This window comes from Micromonospora sp. NPDC023966 (genome assembly GCF_040639095.1).
Taxonomy (GTDB): domain Bacteria; phylum Actinomycetota; class Actinomycetes; order Mycobacteriales; family Micromonosporaceae; genus Micromonospora.
Genome location: NZ_JBEZZJ010000024.1, coordinates 1 through 15,462, shown reverse-complemented (window position 1 = coordinate 15,462; position 15,462 = coordinate 1). Strand labels below are relative to the sequence as shown.

Below are 15,462 nucleotides of genomic sequence, written 5' to 3'. Positions count from 1 at the left end.
GCCGCGGAGGGCCCGCGCCGGGGCTTCACGCCACGTTACCAGCGGTCACCGGGTCAGCCGTCGCCGGTCCTGACCAGCGGGTCAGCGTGGAGAAATGCGGACAAGCCGTACCCGTGCCCAACTGGGGTCGTCACGAACACTTGACCGCGTGTCGCAATCCCCGTACCGTCACGCTCCGTAGCGATAGCTGGGAGAACCCCGAGCAGCACTGGGAGTGTCCGAATGCCCTCTGAATACGCCAAGTCGCTGGGCGCCCGCCTGCGCTCCATCCGCCAGCAGCAGGGCCTGTCCCTGCAGGGTGTGGAGGAGAAGTCGAACGGGCGGTGGAAGGCCGTGGTGGTCGGCTCGTACGAGCGCGGCGACCGCGCCGTCACCGTGTCCCGCCTGGCGGAGCTGGCCGACTTCTACCGCGTTCCCGTCTCGGAACTGCTGCCCGACGGCAGCGGGGTGCGCCACGAGCCCACCAGCAAGATCGTGCTGGACCTGGAGCGGCTCTACGACGAGGCCTCCGAGGACCTGGCCTACGTCGCCCGGTACGCCCGCGCCATCCAGCAGCAGCGCGGCGACTACAACGGCCGGGTGCTCTCCATCCGCGCCGACGACCTGCGCGCCCTCGCGATCGTCTACGACGCCTCGCCGTCGGGCCTGATCGAGCGGCTCACCGAGCACGGTGTGCTGGTCGCCGACCCGCGGGCGTTCTTCGCGTCCTGACCGACCGCTGTCGCACACGAAGGGCCCGTGCCGTCCGGCACGGGCCCTTCGTCGCGTACGGGGTGTTTCAGCGGGTGGCGTACTCGGCGATCCGGCCGAGGATGCCGTTGAGGAAGCGCGGCGAGTCGTCGGTCGACATCTGCCGGGCCAGCTCGACGGCCTCGCTGATCGCCACCGCGTCGTCGATCTCGTCGACGTAGAGCAGCTCGTAGACCGCGATCCGGGCCAGGTTGCGGTCGACCGCCGGCATCCGGTCCAGCGTCCAGCCCTCGGCGTAGCTGGCGATCACCTCGTCGATCCGGTCCAGGTGCGCCGCGACGCCCTCGACCAGGCCGACCGCGTAGTCCACGTGGTCGGGGCGCGGCTTCTCGATCCGCTCCAGGTAGCCGGCGAGCACCTCGACCGGCGGCCGGTCCCGCAGGTCGGCCTCGAAGAGCACGTCCAGCGCCCGCTTGCGCGCCTTGCGGCGCGCCGGCATCTGCTGCTTGGGACCCTCGGCCATCAGGCTCGGCCGAGGTAACGGCCGTCGCGGGTGTCGACCTTGATCTTCTCGCCGGTGGTGATGAAGAGCGGAACCTGGACGGTGGCGCCGGTCTCGACGGTGGCCGGCTTGTTGCCGCCGGTCGACCGGTCGCCCTGCAGGCCCGGCTCGGTGTAGGTGATCTCGAGCACGACCGAGGTCGGCAGCTCGATGTAGAGCGGCACACTCTCGTGGGTGGCGACGGTGGCCTCGGCCTCGGGGAGGAGGTAGTTGGCCGCCTCGCCGACGGTGCCGCCGGGGACGGTGATCTGGTCGAACGTCTCCAGGTCCATGAAGACGTAGTCCTCGCCGTCGGCGTAGAGGTACTGCATGGTGCGCTTGTCGACGGTGGCGGTCTCGACCTTGGTGCCCGCGTTGAAGGTCTTGTCGACCACCTTGCCGGACAGCACGTTCTTCAGCGTGGTACGCACGAACGCACCGCCCTTACCGGGCTTGACGTGCTGGAACTCGACGACGGCCCACAGCTCGCCGTCGAGGTTGAGTACCAGGCCGTTCTTGAGGTCGTTGGTGGAGGCCATTTCCTGCCTTGATCTTCAATTGGCGGACAGACCCACGAAGTCTACTAGCTGTGTCGAACCGGGGCCGCCGCGCTGCGTACCGGCCTCGGTCCACCGACCCGGTTCACCCGTCCGAACGTGCCGAACGTCACGCACCGCACCCGAACCCACCACCCCAGCCCCAGCCCACCCGGCCGCCGCTTTGCTCTGCAGCCACCGGCGCACAGTGACTCTCCGCGATCACCATGTGCCGCGCTGCGGGTGGCGCAACTCCGGAGAGCCACCACAGCCGCCGGCTGGCGCAGCCGGGCGGGATCCGGGCCGGCTCGTCAGCCGCCGTCGGCGGCGAAGCGGCCGGCCAGGTGGTGCAGCGCCAGCCGGTAGCCGTCCACGCCCAACCCGCAGATCACCCCGGTGGCCACCGCGGAGACCACCGAGTGGTGCCGGAACTCCTCGCGGGCGTGGATGTTGGAGATGTGCACCTCGACCAGCGGGCCGCGGAGCATGGCGCAGGCGTCCCGGACCGCGATCGAGTAGTGCGACCAGGCTGCCGGGTTGAGCACCACCGCCGCGCCCTCGTCGGCCGCCGCGTGCAGCCAGCCCAGCAGCTCGTGCTCGGCGTCGGTCTGCCGGACCACCACGTCCAGCCCCAGCTCGCGGCCGGTCTCCTCGCACATGGTCACCAGGTCCGCGTAGCTGGTCACCCCGTAGACGTCGACCTGGCGGGTGCCGAGCCGGCCCAGGTTCGGCCCGTTGAGCACGTACACCCTCATGAGCTGATCTCCCGGTACGCCGCCGCCAGCAGCTCGTCCGACGGCGCCTCGAGGATCGCCGGGCGGGCCAGGCCGTCCAGCACCACGAAGCGCAGCACGCTGCCCCGGGCCTTCTTGTCCACCCGCATCGCGGCGAGCAGCTCCGGCCAGGCGTCGGCCCGGTAGCCGGTGGGCAGGTCGAGCGCCGCCAGCACGGCCCGGTGCCGCTCCGCGGTGGCCGCGTCCAGCCGCCCGGCGAGCCGGGCCAGGGTGGCCGCGTAGACCAGGCCCACCGCGACGGCGTGGCCGTGCCGCCAGCGGTAGCCCTCCACCTTCTCGATCGCGTGCGCCAGGGTGTGCCCGTAGTTGAGCACCTCGCGCACCCCGGACTCGCGCAGGTCGCCGGAGACCACGTCGGCCTTGACCCGCACCGCCCGTTCGACCAGCTCGCGGGTCACCGGCCCGGTCGGGTCCAGCGCGGCGGCCGGCTCCCGCTCCACCAGGTCGAGGATCGCCGGGTCGGCGATGAACCCGCACTTGACCACCTCGGCCATCCCGGCGGCCAGGTCGGCCGGCGGCAGGCTGTCCAGCGTCGCCAGGTCGCAGATCACCCCGGCCGGCGGGTGGAAGGCGCCGACCAAATTCTTGCCGGCGGCGGTGTTGATCCCGGTCTTGCCGCCGACGGCGGCGTCGACCATGCCCAGCAGCGAGGTCGCCACCGGCACCCAGCGCACCCCGCGCAGCCAGCTGGCCGCGACGAAGCCCGCCAGGTCGGTGACCGCGCCGCCGCCCACCCCGACCACCGCGTCGGTGCGGGTGAAGCCGGCGTCGCCGAGCCGGTCCCAGCAGGCGGCCGCCACGTCGACGTGCTTGGCCGCCTCGGCGTCCGGCACCTCGATGAGCAGCGGGGCCACCCCGGCCGCGCGCACCCGCTCGGCCAACTCCTCGGCCAGCCCCTTGAGCGGGGGCGCGTGCAGGAAGGCCACCCGCTCGGCGCCGGGCAGCAGCCGGGGCGGCGGGTCGAGCAGGTCGCGTCCCACCAGCACGTCGTACGGCCGCTCGCCGCCGACCGGGATCCGGGTCACCTCGTCCATCGCCGGCAGCCTAGTCGAGCGGACGGCCCCGGGGCGGCGAGTGTCCACTCCGTGGCCGCCGGGGCGTCACCGACGTTTGACCGCACAGGAGCGGACAGTAACTGTGGGACGAGACCCCACGACGGCGGAGGTACAGGCATGACCCGATCAACCATCGACGGCGCGGACATCCGGGTGCCGGCGACCATCCTCGGGGTGGGACTCGGCGGGTTCGTCGACGGGATCCTGCTCCACCAGCTGCTCCAGTGGCACCACCTGCTGAGCAGCACGGACAGCGACCGGATCGGGATCAGGTACTACCCGGTGGACACGGTGGCCGGGCTGAAGATGAACACCCTCTGGGACGGCCTGTTCCACACGGTCACCTGGGTGGCGGTGCTGACCGGGCTGGCCCTGCTCTACGCCCGGGTCACCCGGTCCCGGGGCCGGCTGTGGCGCTCCCCCGCGCTGTGGGGCTGGGCGCTCGTCGGCTGGGGCCTGTTCAACCTGGTCGAGGGGATCGTCGACCACCAGATCCTCGGCATCCACCACGTGCGTACCGGCCCGCACCAGCTCTGGTGGGACCTGGGCTTCCTGGCGCTCGGCGCGGTCCTCGTGGCCGTCGGGTGGGCGGTGCAGCGGCGGGCGGACGTCGTGGACCTCTGCGCCCCGGAGCGGCGGTGAGCCTGGCCCACGCCGGGCACCAGGCCGGCGGCTTTCCGGTGGCCGCGCTCGTACCCCTGGTGCTGTTCTGGGCCTACCTGGCGGCGGCGCTGCGGCAACGGGACCCGGACCGGCCGGGGTGGGACCACCGGCGGACGGGGAGCTTCGGCCTCGGCGCGGCGCTGCTCGCCGCCGGGCTGCTGCTGCCCACCACCGACCTGCCCGGGCACATGGCCCAGCACCTGCTGCTCGGCATGCTGGCGCCGCTGGCCCTGGTGCTCGGCGCGCCCGGCACGCTGGCGCTGCGCACGGCGGATCGGCGGGTCGGGCGGGCCGCGCTGCGGCTGCTGCGGCACCCGGCCCTCCGGGCGCTCGCCCACCCGGTGACCGGCCTGCTGCTCACCGCGGGCGGGCTCTGGCTGCTCTACCTGACCCCGCTCTACCGGGCCACCCTGACCCATCCGGCGCTGCACGCGCTGGTGCTGCTGCACTTCGTGCTCAGCGGCTTCCTGTTCACCTGGTCCATCGCCGGTCCGGATCCCGGTCCGCACCGCCCCCGGGTCCCGGTCCGCCTGGTGGTGCTCGGGGTGGGCGTGGCGGCGCACGCCGTGCTCGCCCAACTGCTCTACGCCGGCGTGCTGGTGGACGTGCCGACGACCGGCGACGAACTGCGGGCCGGCGCGACTCTCATGTACTACGGCGGCGACCTGGCCGAGATCCTGCTCGCCCTCGCCCTGCTGCTCACCTGGCGGCCGGAGCGGGCCCCCCGGCCGGTGCCGGTCAGGGCTTGAGCAGGGCGGCGACCTCGGTGGCGATCTCCTCCGGGGTACGCCCGTCGGTGCGCACGGTCGCCGTGGCCACCTCGGTGTAGAGCGGGCGGCGCTGCTCCATCAGGTGCTTGAGCGTGGCGCGCGGGTTCAGCGCCAGCAGCGGCCGGCCGGAGCCCAGGCCGACCCGCTTCACGGCGTCGGGCAGCTCCACCGACAGGTGCACCACGGTGTGCCCGATCAGCGCGGCGCGGTTCTCCTCGGCGAGGACCGCGCCGCCGCCGAGGGCGAGCACCCCGGCGTGCGAGGCCAGCCCCGCCGCCACGGCGGCCCGTTCGAGGGTACGGAAGTGCTCCTCCCCCTCGTCCACGAAGATGTCCGGGATCGGCTTGCCGGCGAGCTGTTCGATGTCGGTGTCGGTGTCCCGGAACTCGACGCCGAGCGCGGCGGCGAGCGCCTGCCCCACCGTGGTCTTGCCGGAGCCGGGTGCCCCGACCAGCACGCAGACCGGCCGGGTGCTCATTTGATCACCAGCGCGTCGAGGTAGCCGGACAGGTTGCGGCGCATCTCGGCGACCGAGTCGCCGCCGAACTTCTCCACCGCGGCCTCGGCCAGCACCAGCGCCACCATGGCCTCGGCCACCACGGCCGCCGCCGGCACCGCGCACACGTCGGAGCGCTGGTTGATCGCGGTGGCCGGCTCGCCGGTGAGCACGTCGACCGTGGACAGCGCCCGGTTCAGCGAGGAGATCGGCTTCATGGCCGCCTTCACCCGCAGCGGCTCGCCGGTGGTGATGCCACCCTCCAGCCCGCCGGCCCGGTCGGTCACCCGGCGCACGCCGGTGGCGGTGGGCAGGATCTCGTCGTGCGCCTCGGAGCCGCGGGAGCGCGCCTGGAGCCAGCCGTCGCCGATCTCCACGCCCTTGATGGCCTGGATCGACATCAGCGCGGTGGCCAGCCGGGCGTCGAGCTTGCGGTCCCACTGCACGTGGCTGCCCAGGCCCGGCGGCACCCCGTACGCCAGCACCTCGACCACGCCGCCCAGCGTGTCGGCGGCCCGCTTCGCGGCGTCGACCTCGGCGACCATCCGGGCGCTGGCCTCCGGGTCGAGGCAGCGCAGCGGGTCGGCGTCGATCCGGGTCGCGTCGGACGGGGCGGGGCGCAGCCCGGGCTTCACGGCCACCGGGCCCAGCTCCACCACGTGCGAGACGATCTCGATGCCGAGGGCCTGCTTGACCAGGGCTTTGGCGACGGCGCCCACGGCGACCCGGGCGGCGGTCTCCCGGGCGCTGGCGCGCTCCAGGATCGGCCGGGCGTCCGTGTGGCCGTACTTCTGCATGCCCGCCAGGTCGGCGTGGCCGGGGCGGGGGCGGGTGAGCGGGGCGTTGCGGGCCTGCCCGGCCAGCTCGTCCGCGTCGACCGGGTCGGCGGCCATCACGGTGCGCCACTTCGGCCACTCCGAGTTGCCCACCCGGATGGCCACCGGGCTGCCCAGCGTCAGGCCGTGCCGGAGCCCGCCGATGATCTCGACCTCGTCCTGCTCGAAGGACATCCGGGCGCCCCGGCCGTAGCCGAGCCGGCGCCGGGCCAGCTCGCCGGAGATCTCCGCGGTGGTCACCTCGATGCCGGCGGGCACCCCCTCCAGCAGCGCGACGAGGGCGGGTCCGTGCGATTCACCTGCAGTCAGCCAGCGCAACACAGCGGTCAGTCTGTCACGCCCGGTGTCCAGCGCGTCGCCGCGCCCGCCGCGTCCCGCCCTGCGGACGCGCCCGTCCGGTCGGCGGGCGCGCGGCCCGGACCACGCCCCTCTGGGTCAGGCCGCGGCGCGGGCCTCGGCCAGCGCGGCGCGCATCGCCTCCCGGGGCGCGGACACCCCGGTGAACTGCTCGAACTGGCCGAGCGCCTGGGCGAGCAGCAGGTCCAGCCCGGAGACCACCCGGCAGCCGGCCGCCAGCGCCGCGGCGGCCAGCGGGGTGGGCCACGGGTCGTAGACCACGTCGAAGAAGACCGTCGCCGGCCGCCAGTCGAAGTTGTCGGCGAGCGGGTCGGCCACGCCCTTCGGCACCGTGGAGACCACCAGGTCCGCCCGGGCGTGCGCCGGGTCGCCGTCCCAGGGCGCGCCGACCAGCGGGACGCCGACCGCTTCGGCCATCAGGCACAGCTCCTGCACCGCCTCGGGCCGGCGGGCCACCACGGTGACCTCGGCCGCGCCGATCCGGGCCGCCGCCGCGACGGCCGCCCGGGCGGTGCCGCCCGCCCCGAGCACGGTCACCGTCGCACCGGCCGCACAGCCGGCGGCGGTGAGCACGTCGACCATGCCGGCGACGTCGGTGTTGTCGGCGTACCAGGTGCCGTCCGGGCGGCGTACCAGGGTGTTGGCGGCGCCGACCGCGGCGGCGACCGGCGAGACCTCGTCGGCCAGCGCGAGCGCGGCCTCCTTGCCCGGCATGGTGACCGACAGGCCGGCCCACTCCGGGCCCAGGCCCGCGACCAGGCCGGCCAGCTCGTCGGCTCCGCACTCGATCCGGGTGTACGACCACCCGGTCAGCCCGGCCGCCGCGTACCCGGCGTTGTGGATCACCGGGGAGAGCGAGTGGGCGATGGGCCGGCCGACCACGGCGGCCCTCATCAGGTGCAGTTCTCCCCGGTGAGCACCTTGTTGTCGCACATCTGCTTCTGCAGCTTGCGGAAGTCGGCGTCGTTCGAGCCGTAGCCCATGGTGCCCTTCTGGTCCACTGTCATGAAGAAGATCCAGTCACCGGGCGGCGGCTCCAGGGCGCCCTTGAGCGCGGCCTCGCCCGGGTTGCTGATCGGGGTGATCGGCAGCCCCGCCACGTTGTGCGTGTTGTACGGGTTCTTCAGGTCGTTGATCTCGCTCTGCAGCAGGTCGTCGGAGTCCTTCGGATCCTTGCCCTGGAGGCGGAAGTAGTAGTTGATGCCGCTGTCGATGCCGAGGCACTTGCAGCCGATCTTGCCGGCGTAGACCCGGTTGTAGATCACCCGGGAGACCTTCGGCAGGTCCACCGCGTTGACCGACTCCGCCTCGGCGATCGAGGCGGTGATCAGCGCCTCGTACGGGGAGATCTTCCGTTCCTTCTGCGCCCGGTCGACGAAGTCGAGTTGCTGGGCGACCCGGAGGAACTCGTCCACCATCATCGACAGGATCTGCTGCGCCGTGGCCTTCGGCGGGATCTCGTAGGTGGACGGGTAGAGGAAGCCCTCGATGCTCTTCGGGCCCTTCTTGCCGTCCTCACGGTTGAACCAGTAGGCGGGCACGCCCAGCTTGACCGGGTCCTTCGCGGCGGTCTGGAAGTCCTTGACCGGGATCTTGGTCTGCTTGGAGAGGATCTGGTAGATGTTCAGGCTGATGGTGCCCTCGGGGATGGTCACCCCGTTGACCACCCGGCTCTTCGGGTCGAGCATCAGCGTGATCACGTCCGCGGCCTTCATCTGCTTGCGGACCTTGTAGCGGCCGACCTGGATGTTCTTGCTGCGCGAGTTCGCGTCGGCGGCCTCGATGAACGCCTTGGTGCTCTTCACCACACCGGCCTCGAAGAGGGTGTTCCCGATGTCGGTGAGGGTGTCGCCGGCCTTCACCTCGACCAGCGCCTCGCCCGTGCCCGGGCCGTCGTAGTCCGGGGTGACGAAGTGGTTGCGGATCCGGTCGAAGCCGACGTACGCGCCACCGCCGATGCCGCCCAGCAGCACCAGCGCCATGAGCAGGGCGAAGATGGTCTTGCCCCGGCCGCCACCCGACCCGCCGTTGCGCTTGCGCACGGCGCCGCGCCGGTGCCGGCCCTTCTCCCCCCTCTCCGCCTCGTCGAACCCCAGATCAAGATCGTCGATCATTGCGTCCGCCTCCGCTGCGCGTCCAGCCAGCTCTGCAGAATCTCCACCGCGGCGGCCTGGTCGACCACCGCCCGTTGGCGCTTTCCCCGGACGCCCCGTTCGGCCAGCCTACGACTAGCCACCACGGTCGACATCCTCTCGTCCGTCAGCGTCACCGGAATCGGCCCCATTACATCGGCCAACCGGGCAGCGTACGCCGAGACGTTCGCCGCCGCGGGGCCGTGCTTTCCGGCGAGGTTGACCGGCAGACCCACCACGATCTCGACCGCCTCGTGCTCGGCGGCCAGCCGGACCAGCTCGGCGATGTCGGTGGGCACGGCGTCCGGCGCGGCCGTCAGGTCGCGGGCGAGGGTGACCAGCGGGGTGGCCAGGATGCCGTGCGGGTCGGACCGGGCCACCCCGACGCGCACCTGCCCGACGTCGACGCCGAGCCGGACACCACGGGACAGGTCAGCCATCTACCGGACACTTCCCCCCGGGTATGGGCCAGGGCGGACCCGGCGGTCCGCCCTGGCGTCGATCGGTGCGCATCATCAGGCGTCGGCGATCGCCTTCTCCACCGTGGCTAGCAGGTTCGGCGCCTCCGCGGCGGGCAGGCCACCACCCTGCGCGAGGTCGTCGCTGCCGCCGCCCCGACCGGAGAAGGCCGCCTTCACCAGATCCTTCGCGGTCAGGCCCCGACCCCGAGCGGCCTGGTTCACCGCCACCACCAGGGACGCCTTGCCGTTGGCCCGGGCGGCCACCGCGACCACGGCCGGGCGGGCCGGGTCGATCCGGCCCCGGATCTCCTGGGCCAGGGTCCGCACGTCGTTGCCGGCCGCGCCCTCGGGCGCCTCGGTGCCGACGTACGCGACGCCCCGGACGTCCTTCGCCTGCGCCGCCAGGGCCGCGGCCCCGCCGAGCACGAGCTGGGCGCGGAGCTTCTCCAGCTCCTTCTCCGCGTCGCGAAGCTGGGTGACGGTCTGCTCGACCCGGTCGGCGACCTGGTCGCCCGGCACCCGGAACAGCTCGGCGAGCCGGGAGACCAGCAGGTGCTCGCGGGCCAGGAAGCCGAAGGCGTCCATGCCGACCAGCGCCTCGATCCGGCGCACGCCGGAGCCGACCGACGCCTCGGAGAGGATCTTGACGAGGCCGAGCTGGGCCGAGCGGGCCACGTGCGTGCCGCCGCACAGCTCGCGGGCGTAGTCGCCGACCTCGACCACCCGGACCCGCTCGCCGTACTTCTCGCCGAACAGGGCCATGGCGCCGATCCGGCGCGCCTCCTCCTGGGTTGTGATGAAGGCGTGCACCTCCAGGTCGGCCAGGAGCACCTCGTTGACCTGCTGCTCCACGTCGTGCAGCACGCTCGGCGCCACCCCGGTCGGGGTGTTGAAGTCGAACCGCAGCCGGCCCGGCGCGTTCAGCGAACCCGCCTGGGTGGCCGACTCGCCGAGGAAGTTGCGCATGGTCTGGTGCACCAGGTGGGTGGCGGTGTGCGAGCGGGAGATGGCCCGCCGGCGGGACACGTCGATCTCGGCGTAGCCGGTCTCGCCGGCGCGCACCTCGCCGCGGAGCACCTTGGCCCGGTGCACGATCAGGCCCGGCACCGGCTGCTGCACGTCGAAGACCTCGAGCTGGCCGCCCCCGACCGTGATCAGGCCCTGGTCGGGCTGCTGGCCGCCGCCCTCGGCGTAGAACGGGGTGGTGTCGAGCACCAACTCGACCGTGTCGCCCTCGACCGCCGCGGCCACCTCGGCGCCGCCGGCCAGCAGCGCGCGCACCCGGGACTCTCGGTTCAGCTCGGTGTAGCCGGTGAACTCCACCGCCCCCCCGCCGTCGAGCACCGACCGGTACGCCGACACGTCGGTGTGCCCGGTCTTGCGCGCCTGCGCGTCGGCCTTGGCCCGGCTGCGCTGGTCGGCCATCAGCCGGCGGAAGCCCTCCGCGTCGACCTGGAGGCCCTGCTCGGCCGCAATCTCCAGGGTCAGGTCGATCGGGAAGCCGTACGTGTCGTGCAGCTGGAACGCCTTGTCACCGGAGATCGCCGCCTGCCCGGCCGACTTGGTCTCCGCGATGGCGGTGTCCAGGATCGTGGTGCCGGCCCGCAGCGTGGCGAGGAAGGCGTCCTCCTCGGCGTACGCGTACTGGGAGATCCGGCCGAACTCCTCGGCCAGCTCCGGGTACGACGGGGCCATGCAGTCCCGGGCCACCGGCAGCAGCTCGGGCAGCGCCCGGTCCTGGTAGCCGAGGAGGCGGACCGCGCGGATGGCCCGGCGCATGATCCGGCGCAGCACGTAGCCGCGGCCCTCGTTCGACGGGGTCACCCCGTCGCCGATCAGCATCAGCGCGGTGCGCACGTGGTCGGCGATCACCCGCAGCCGCACGTCGTCGGGGTGCGACTCGCTGGCCACGTGGCCGGAGTGCGCGCCGTAGCGCTTGCCGGTCAGCTCGGCGGCCCTGTCGAGGATCGGCCGGACCTCGTCGATCTCGTAGAGGTTGTCGACGCACTGGAGGATGGAGGCCATCCGCTCCAGGCCCATGCCGGTGTCGATGTTCTTCGCCGGCAGCTCGCCGAGGATCGGGTAGTCGTCCTTGGTGGTGCCCGGACCCCGCTCGAACTGCATGAACACGAGGTTCCAGAACTCCATGTAGCGGTCCTCGTCGACCGCCGGCCCGCCCTCGCGGCCGTACTCGGGGCCGCGGTCGTAGAACAGCTCGGAGCACGGGCCGCACGGGCCGGGAATGCCCATCGACCAGAAGTTGTCGGCCTTGCCCCGGCGGACGATCCGCTCGGCGGGCACGCCCACCGACCGCCAGATCTGGAACGCCTCGTCGTCGTCGAGGTAGACCGTCGGCCAGATCCGCTCCGGGTCCAGCCCGAAGCCGCCCGCCTCGACCGGCTTGGTGACCAGGTCCCAGGCCAGCGGGATGGCGCCGTCCTTGAAGTAGTCGCCGAAGGAGAAGTTGCCGTTCATCTGGAAGAACGTGCCGTGCCGGCTGGTCTTGCCGACCTCGTCGATGTCCGGCGTCCGGATGCACTTCTGCACGCTGACCGCGCGCCGGTACGGCGGGGTCTGCTGGCCCAGGAAGTAGGGGACGAACTGCACCATGCCGGCGTTGACGAACAGCAGGTTCGGGTCGCTGATGGCGGGCAGCGGAGCGGACGGCACCACGGCGTGGCCGTTGGCCTCGAAGTGGGCGAGGTACCGCCGCTTGATCTCCGCCGTCTTCATCGCTGGTGCTCCTCCGGGAAAATCTCTCGGTCGCCGATGCGCGGGTCCTCCCGCAGCTCGGCGAACTGGTCGTCGTACGCCTCGCCGCGGGCGAAGGCCTCGTGGATCTCCTGCTCGCGCTCGGCCATCCCGGCCCGCACGTCGTCCACGAAGCTCCGGACCGACTCGACGAGACCGCCGGCGGACTCGGACAGCCCGCTGGCGATCCCCGCCGGGGTGTACGCCTGCGCGGTGCGGGTGGCCTTGCGGACCACCAGCACGCCCACGGCCAGGCCGATGCCCAGCCAGAACAACCGCCTCATGCTCTCATCCTCCCGCTGTCGGCCGGCCGGGTCAGCGGTTGCCGCGCTTGGCGGCCCGGCGCTGCTGCTTGATGGTGTCGCGCACCTCGCGCTCGGTCTCCGCGTGGCGGCGGGCGGCGGCGGCCTTGCGCACGCCGTAGCCGAACGCGGCCACCTTGACCAGCGGGTTCGCGGCGGCGGCGGAGACCACGGCGGCCAGGTTCGCCACGTTGGCGGTGACGTTCTGCGCGTGGGTGGTCATGGTGTCCACCTTGGCCAGCTGGAGGTTGACCCCGTCGAGGGAGGTCTGCACCTGCTCCAGGGCGGTGTTGACGTTCTTCACCGTGGTGTTCACGTCACCGAGCAGCGGCGCGGTGCGGTCGTTCAGGTCGGCGATCATGCGGGTCGTCGCGTCGACGGTGTGCCGCAGCCGCAGGATCGGCACCGCGAGCACGAGCACCAGCATCAGGAACGCGCCGGCCGCGATCAGCGCAGCGATCTCTCCACCACTCACGCGCATGTCCTCCTCAAGCAGTGTCCCGGGACCCGACGCCCCGGGACGCGCGACCGTCCTACCCGGTCCGCCCCACGCCGACCCACCTCGGTCGGCAGGCGCAGGCTGGCCCGCCAGCCCCAGACCCTACCGTCCGTGATGGAAACCGGCTCACGACGGTGAGGGTGTCGGCTCGCCGAGCGGATCGTCGGTGAGGGTCGGGTACGGGTCCTCACCGGTGAGCGACGGATCGGTGCTCGGCTGTGGTCCGGTGCGCTCGTCGTCGATCGCGTTGCGCACCTTCACCGACACCAACGAGCCGGCACACTCCCCCGCTGCGGCCGCGGGCGCCGGAGACGGCGCGGACTCGCCGTCCACCGCCGGCGGCACGCAGGTCGGCTCGCGGACCCAGAGGTCGAGGGTGAGTTCGTCCCGACGCCAGCAGGTGTAGCTCCCCTTGACCTTCTGCTCCGGGCAGCGGTCCACCTTCCAGCGCCGCCAGCCGTCCCGGGTCAGGGCCGTCTCGTAGACCTGGGCGGTCTCCTTCCAGGCCTTCTGCGACTCGACGGTGCGTTCCCGCAGCCGGCAGTCCTGGAGGCACCAGCGGCTGCCGCTGACGTTGTCCACCGTCTTCGTCGCCGCCCAGGTCGGCACGCTCAGCGCGTCGAGGGTGTCGAAGACCGGATCGTGGCTCAGCGTGCGCAGCCCGAAGTAGAGCGGCACCGCGCCGAGCAGCACCACGCTGACCAGGGCGAGGATGCCCATCCGCAGCCGCCGCCGCTCGCGCATCTGCCGGCGTAGCTCCGAGCGGGCGCCCCGCAGGCCGCCCACCGCGTCGTCGGCCTCCCCCGGCGTGGCCTCGGCCCGCAGCAGCGCCGGTCCGGCGCCGTCGCCCGGTCCCGGCCGCGCCCCCGCCGGCTCCCCCGTCGGTACGACCGCGGCGGCCCGCGCCACCGCCGGCGCGCCGGGCCCCGGCGGTACGGCGCCCGCGCCGGGCCGGTTGGGCTCCGGCGTGAGCGGGGTGGCCCGACCGGTTGTCCGCTCGTCCGGCCCCGCGGGGCGGGGCACCGAGGCGGCCGCCCGGGCCACCGCGGGTGCACCGGTCGCGGTGCGCGGCTCGGCGGCCGGGTGGCGGTCGCCCGCCGGCGGGACGCCGCCGGCGGGGAAGCCACCGGTCCGCGCCGGGTCGCCGGCCGGGAAGCCGCCCGTGCGGGCCGGGTCGTCAACCGGCGCGCGTCCGCCGGACCGGTGACCGCCGGCCGGCAGGCCCCCGCCACGCGCCGGGTCACCGGCCGGGAAACCGCCGGTGCGGCCCGGGTCACCGCCGGGGCCGCGCCCGCCCTGACGGTCGCCGGTCGGCACACCGCCAGTGCGCGCGGGATCACCGCCGGCCGGGAAACCGCCCGTGCGGGCCGGGTCGTCAACCGGCGCGCGTCCGCCGGGCCGGGGACCGCCGGCCGGCAGTCCGCCGGTGCGGTCGGTGTCCGGACGGGCGGCGCCACGGGCGCCGTCGTCGGGAGCGGCCGGCCGGGTGGCCGGGCCGCCGGGTCGGGCCGCGCCGCGGGCGGGGCCGGGCTGGTCGCTCTTCACCGGCGGCAGGGCCGCGCCGACCCGGCCGGCCGGGCCACGGTCGGGGCCGGCCGGCCCGCCGCGCCGCGCGGCGGTCGGCTCGTCGGCCGGGGGGCGGCGGACGGCCGGCATGGCGGGATCGGTGTGCGAGGTGCGGCCGGCCTGTCGCAGCCAGTCGGCGGGCCGCTCGGGCCGCTGCGGGCGTGGCTCGTCGGCGTCCTCGCGGGCCCCGCGACGCGCGACCGGCGGAGCGTCGCCGGTGGCAGGGGGTCCGCCCGGCGCGTCGGAGGCGGCACGGTGGCCCGCCGGGGCGTCGGAGGCGGCACGACGGCCGCCCGGCGTGTCGGACGCGGCACGGCGGCCGGACGCGGCCGGCCCATCGCCGGCGGCGCGGCGGCCCGACGACATCGCCGCGTCGTCGGACGCACCCCGGCGACCGGCCGGTGTCCCGGCGTCATCGGCGGCGGCCCGTCGACCGGGCGGCGGCACCGCCTCGTCCGGAGCGGCCCGGCGGCCGCGCGGCATGGCGGCGGCGTCGTCCGGCACTGCCCGCCCGCCGGCCGGCCGCGCGGTGTCGTCGGAAGCGCCACGGCGACCGGGCGGGGCCGCCGGCGCGTCCGGAGCCGCCCGGCGGCCGGTCGGCATCGGCGGGACGGCAGCGGCGCGGCGGCCGGTCGGCGGCGCGGCGGCATCGGGACCGGGTCGGGGGCCGGACGGAGCGTCGGCCGGGACGCGGTGCGGGGGCGGCGTACCCGGGCCGTCCGTCCGGCGGCCCACGGCGGGCCCGTCCGGTGCCACGCCGGGCATCGGCGGGGCGTTTCCACTGCGCGGCACCACCGGCTGATCCGGTTCCCCGGCGCGACGACGGCCAGCGGGCCGGCCGCCGGCGGGTCCGCCCGCACCCTCCACCGGCGACGGGCCGGCGGTGGACGGCTGGGAGCGCTGCGGGGCGCGGCCCCGGCGCGACTCGGGGTCGCCCGGTTGGTGGGAGGTCCGCGGCGCCGCTGTGGAGACGGCGATGGTTGTACCGTCGACGTACTCGAGGGTGGCGATTT

16 protein-coding genes are annotated in these 15,462 nt (G+C 74.2%); 3 read left to right on the top strand and 13 right to left on the bottom strand.

The window, feature by feature from the left end:
* The first annotated feature begins 222 nt into the window (after positions 1 to 222).
* On the top strand, positions 223 to 711 hold the full coding sequence (locus AB0F68_RS25100) for a helix-turn-helix domain-containing protein (protein ID WP_013285505.1): 489 nt from the start codon (positions 223 to 225) through the stop codon (positions 709 to 711).
* 67 nt (positions 712 to 778) lie between these two features.
* Here the strand turns inward: AB0F68_RS25100 and nusB are convergent, their stop codons facing one another.
* The 4 genes from nusB to aroB all read right to left on the bottom strand — a co-directional run bounded on the left by nusB (position 779) and on the right by aroB (position 3,595).
* On the bottom strand, positions 779 to 1,189 hold the full coding sequence (gene nusB, locus AB0F68_RS25095) for a transcription antitermination factor NusB (protein WP_357342604.1): 411 nt from the start codon (positions 1,187 to 1,189) through the stop codon (positions 779 to 781).
* Between the two features lie 23 nt (positions 1,190 to 1,212).
* Complete coding sequence (efp, locus tag AB0F68_RS25090) at positions 1,213 to 1,770, bottom strand: elongation factor P (protein ID WP_355639802.1); 558 nt, start codon at positions 1,768 to 1,770, stop codon at positions 1,213 to 1,215.
* A gap of 308 nt (positions 1,771 to 2,078) precedes the next feature.
* Positions 2,079 to 2,522: a type II 3-dehydroquinate dehydratase gene (aroQ, locus tag AB0F68_RS25085; RefSeq protein ID WP_357342448.1), complete on the bottom strand. Its 444-nt coding sequence runs from the start codon at positions 2,520 to 2,522 to the stop codon at positions 2,079 to 2,081.
* Positions 2,519 to 3,595 (bottom strand): 3-dehydroquinate synthase, encoded by a 1,077-nt coding sequence (gene aroB, locus AB0F68_RS25080; RefSeq protein WP_357342446.1) that lies wholly within the window; start codon positions 3,593 to 3,595, stop codon positions 2,519 to 2,521. The genes aroQ and aroB overlap by 4 nt, the downstream gene beginning before the upstream one ends.
* A 138-nt stretch (positions 3,596 to 3,733) precedes the next feature.
* Between aroB and AB0F68_RS25075 the strand changes: the two genes are divergently transcribed.
* Both AB0F68_RS25075 and AB0F68_RS25070 read left to right on the top strand, forming a co-directional pair.
* Positions 3,734 to 4,258: a DUF2243 domain-containing protein gene (locus tag AB0F68_RS25075; protein WP_357342444.1), complete on the top strand. Its 525-nt coding sequence runs from the start codon at positions 3,734 to 3,736 to the stop codon at positions 4,256 to 4,258.
* The gene (locus AB0F68_RS25070) at positions 4,255 to 5,028 is read left to right on the top strand and encodes a cytochrome c oxidase assembly protein (protein ID WP_357342442.1); all 774 of its coding nucleotides are present in this window, start codon (positions 4,255 to 4,257) and stop codon (positions 5,026 to 5,028) included. The genes AB0F68_RS25075 and AB0F68_RS25070 overlap by 4 nt, the downstream gene beginning before the upstream one ends.
* Here the strand turns inward: AB0F68_RS25070 and AB0F68_RS25065 are convergent.
* The 9 genes from AB0F68_RS25065 to AB0F68_RS25025 all read right to left on the bottom strand — a co-directional run bounded on the left by AB0F68_RS25065 (position 5,018) and on the right by AB0F68_RS25025 (position 13,627).
* Positions 5,018 to 5,527: a shikimate kinase gene (locus AB0F68_RS25065; protein ID WP_357342439.1), complete on the bottom strand. Its 510-nt coding sequence runs from the start codon at positions 5,525 to 5,527 to the stop codon at positions 5,018 to 5,020. The genes AB0F68_RS25070 and AB0F68_RS25065 overlap by 11 nt on opposite strands.
* Positions 5,524 to 6,702, bottom strand: a complete 1,179-nt coding sequence (gene aroC, locus AB0F68_RS25060) for a chorismate synthase (RefSeq protein WP_357342437.1) — start codon at positions 6,700 to 6,702, stop codon at positions 5,524 to 5,526. The genes AB0F68_RS25065 and aroC overlap by 4 nt, the downstream gene beginning before the upstream one ends.
* Positions 6,703 to 6,816: 114 nt before the next feature.
* Positions 6,817 to 7,632 (bottom strand): shikimate dehydrogenase, encoded by an 816-nt coding sequence (locus AB0F68_RS25055; RefSeq protein WP_357342435.1) that lies wholly within the window; start codon positions 7,630 to 7,632, stop codon positions 6,817 to 6,819.
* Entirely contained in the window at positions 7,632 to 8,852 is a 1,221-nt protein-coding gene (gene mltG, locus AB0F68_RS25050; protein ID WP_357342432.1) for an endolytic transglycosylase MltG, read from the bottom strand. The genes AB0F68_RS25055 and mltG overlap by 1 nt, the downstream gene beginning before the upstream one ends.
* Positions 8,849 to 9,310: a Holliday junction resolvase RuvX gene (ruvX, locus tag AB0F68_RS25045; protein ID WP_357342430.1), complete on the bottom strand. Its 462-nt coding sequence runs from the start codon at positions 9,308 to 9,310 to the stop codon at positions 8,849 to 8,851. Before ruvX ends, mltG begins: the two co-directional genes overlap by 4 nt.
* 75 nt (positions 9,311 to 9,385) lie before the next feature.
* Positions 9,386 to 12,064 carry an alanine--tRNA ligase gene (alaS, locus tag AB0F68_RS25040; protein WP_357342428.1) on the bottom strand — a complete coding sequence of 893 codons (2,679 nt, stop codon included), beginning with the start codon at positions 12,062 to 12,064 and terminating at the stop codon, positions 9,386 to 9,388.
* Positions 12,061 to 12,366 (bottom strand): DUF6167 family protein, encoded by a 306-nt coding sequence (locus tag AB0F68_RS25035; RefSeq protein ID WP_148426735.1) that lies wholly within the window; start codon positions 12,364 to 12,366, stop codon positions 12,061 to 12,063. Before AB0F68_RS25035 ends, alaS begins: the two co-directional genes overlap by 4 nt.
* Before the next feature lie 31 nt (positions 12,367 to 12,397).
* Complete coding sequence (locus AB0F68_RS25030; protein WP_357342426.1) at positions 12,398 to 12,859, bottom strand: DUF948 domain-containing protein; 462 nt, start codon at positions 12,857 to 12,859, stop codon at positions 12,398 to 12,400.
* A gap of 150 nt (positions 12,860 to 13,009) precedes the next feature.
* A complete protein-coding gene (locus tag AB0F68_RS25025; protein WP_357342602.1) occupies positions 13,010 to 13,627 on the bottom strand; it encodes a hypothetical protein in 618 nt (205 codons plus the stop codon).
* Between the last annotated feature and the right edge of the window lie 1,835 nt (positions 13,628 to 15,462).

What these genes read in the sequence shown, in the direction of transcription:
- AB0F68_RS25100 (WP_013285505.1), top strand. Translation starts at nt 223, where the DNA reads ATGCCCTCTGAATACGCCAAGTCGCTGGGCGCCCGCCTGCGCTCCATC.
- nusB (WP_357342604.1), bottom strand. Translation starts at nt 1,189, where the DNA reads ATGCCGGCGCGCCGCAAGGCGCGCAAGCGGGCGCTGGACGTGCTCTTC.
- efp (WP_355639802.1), bottom strand. Translation starts at nt 1,770, where the DNA reads ATGGCCTCCACCAACGACCTCAAGAACGGCCTGGTACTCAACCTCGAC.
- aroQ (WP_357342448.1), bottom strand. Translation starts at nt 2,522, where the DNA reads ATGAGGGTGTACGTGCTCAACGGGCCGAACCTGGGCCGGCTCGGCACC.
- aroB (WP_357342446.1), bottom strand. Translation starts at nt 3,595, where the DNA reads ATGGACGAGGTGACCCGGATCCCGGTCGGCGGCGAGCGGCCGTACGAC.
- AB0F68_RS25075 (WP_357342444.1), top strand. Translation starts at nt 3,734, where the DNA reads ATGACCCGATCAACCATCGACGGCGCGGACATCCGGGTGCCGGCGACC.
- AB0F68_RS25065 (WP_357342439.1), bottom strand. Translation starts at nt 5,527, where the DNA reads ATGAGCACCCGGCCGGTCTGCGTGCTGGTCGGGGCACCCGGCTCCGGC.
- AB0F68_RS25055 (WP_357342435.1), bottom strand. Translation starts at nt 7,632, where the DNA reads ATGAGGGCCGCCGTGGTCGGCCGGCCCATCGCCCACTCGCTCTCCCCG.
- mltG (WP_357342432.1), bottom strand. Translation starts at nt 8,852, where the DNA reads ATGATCGACGATCTTGATCTGGGGTTCGACGAGGCGGAGAGGGGGGAG.
- ruvX (WP_357342430.1), bottom strand. Translation starts at nt 9,310, where the DNA reads ATGGCTGACCTGTCCCGTGGTGTCCGGCTCGGCGTCGACGTCGGGCAG.
- alaS (WP_357342428.1), bottom strand. Translation starts at nt 12,064, where the DNA reads ATGAAGACGGCGGAGATCAAGCGGCGGTACCTCGCCCACTTCGAGGCC.
- AB0F68_RS25035 (WP_148426735.1), bottom strand. Translation starts at nt 12,366, where the DNA reads ATGAGGCGGTTGTTCTGGCTGGGCATCGGCCTGGCCGTGGGCGTGCTG.
- AB0F68_RS25025 (WP_357342602.1), bottom strand. Translation starts at nt 13,627, where the DNA reads ATGCGCGAGCGGCGGCGGCTGCGGATGGGCATCCTCGCCCTGGTCAGC.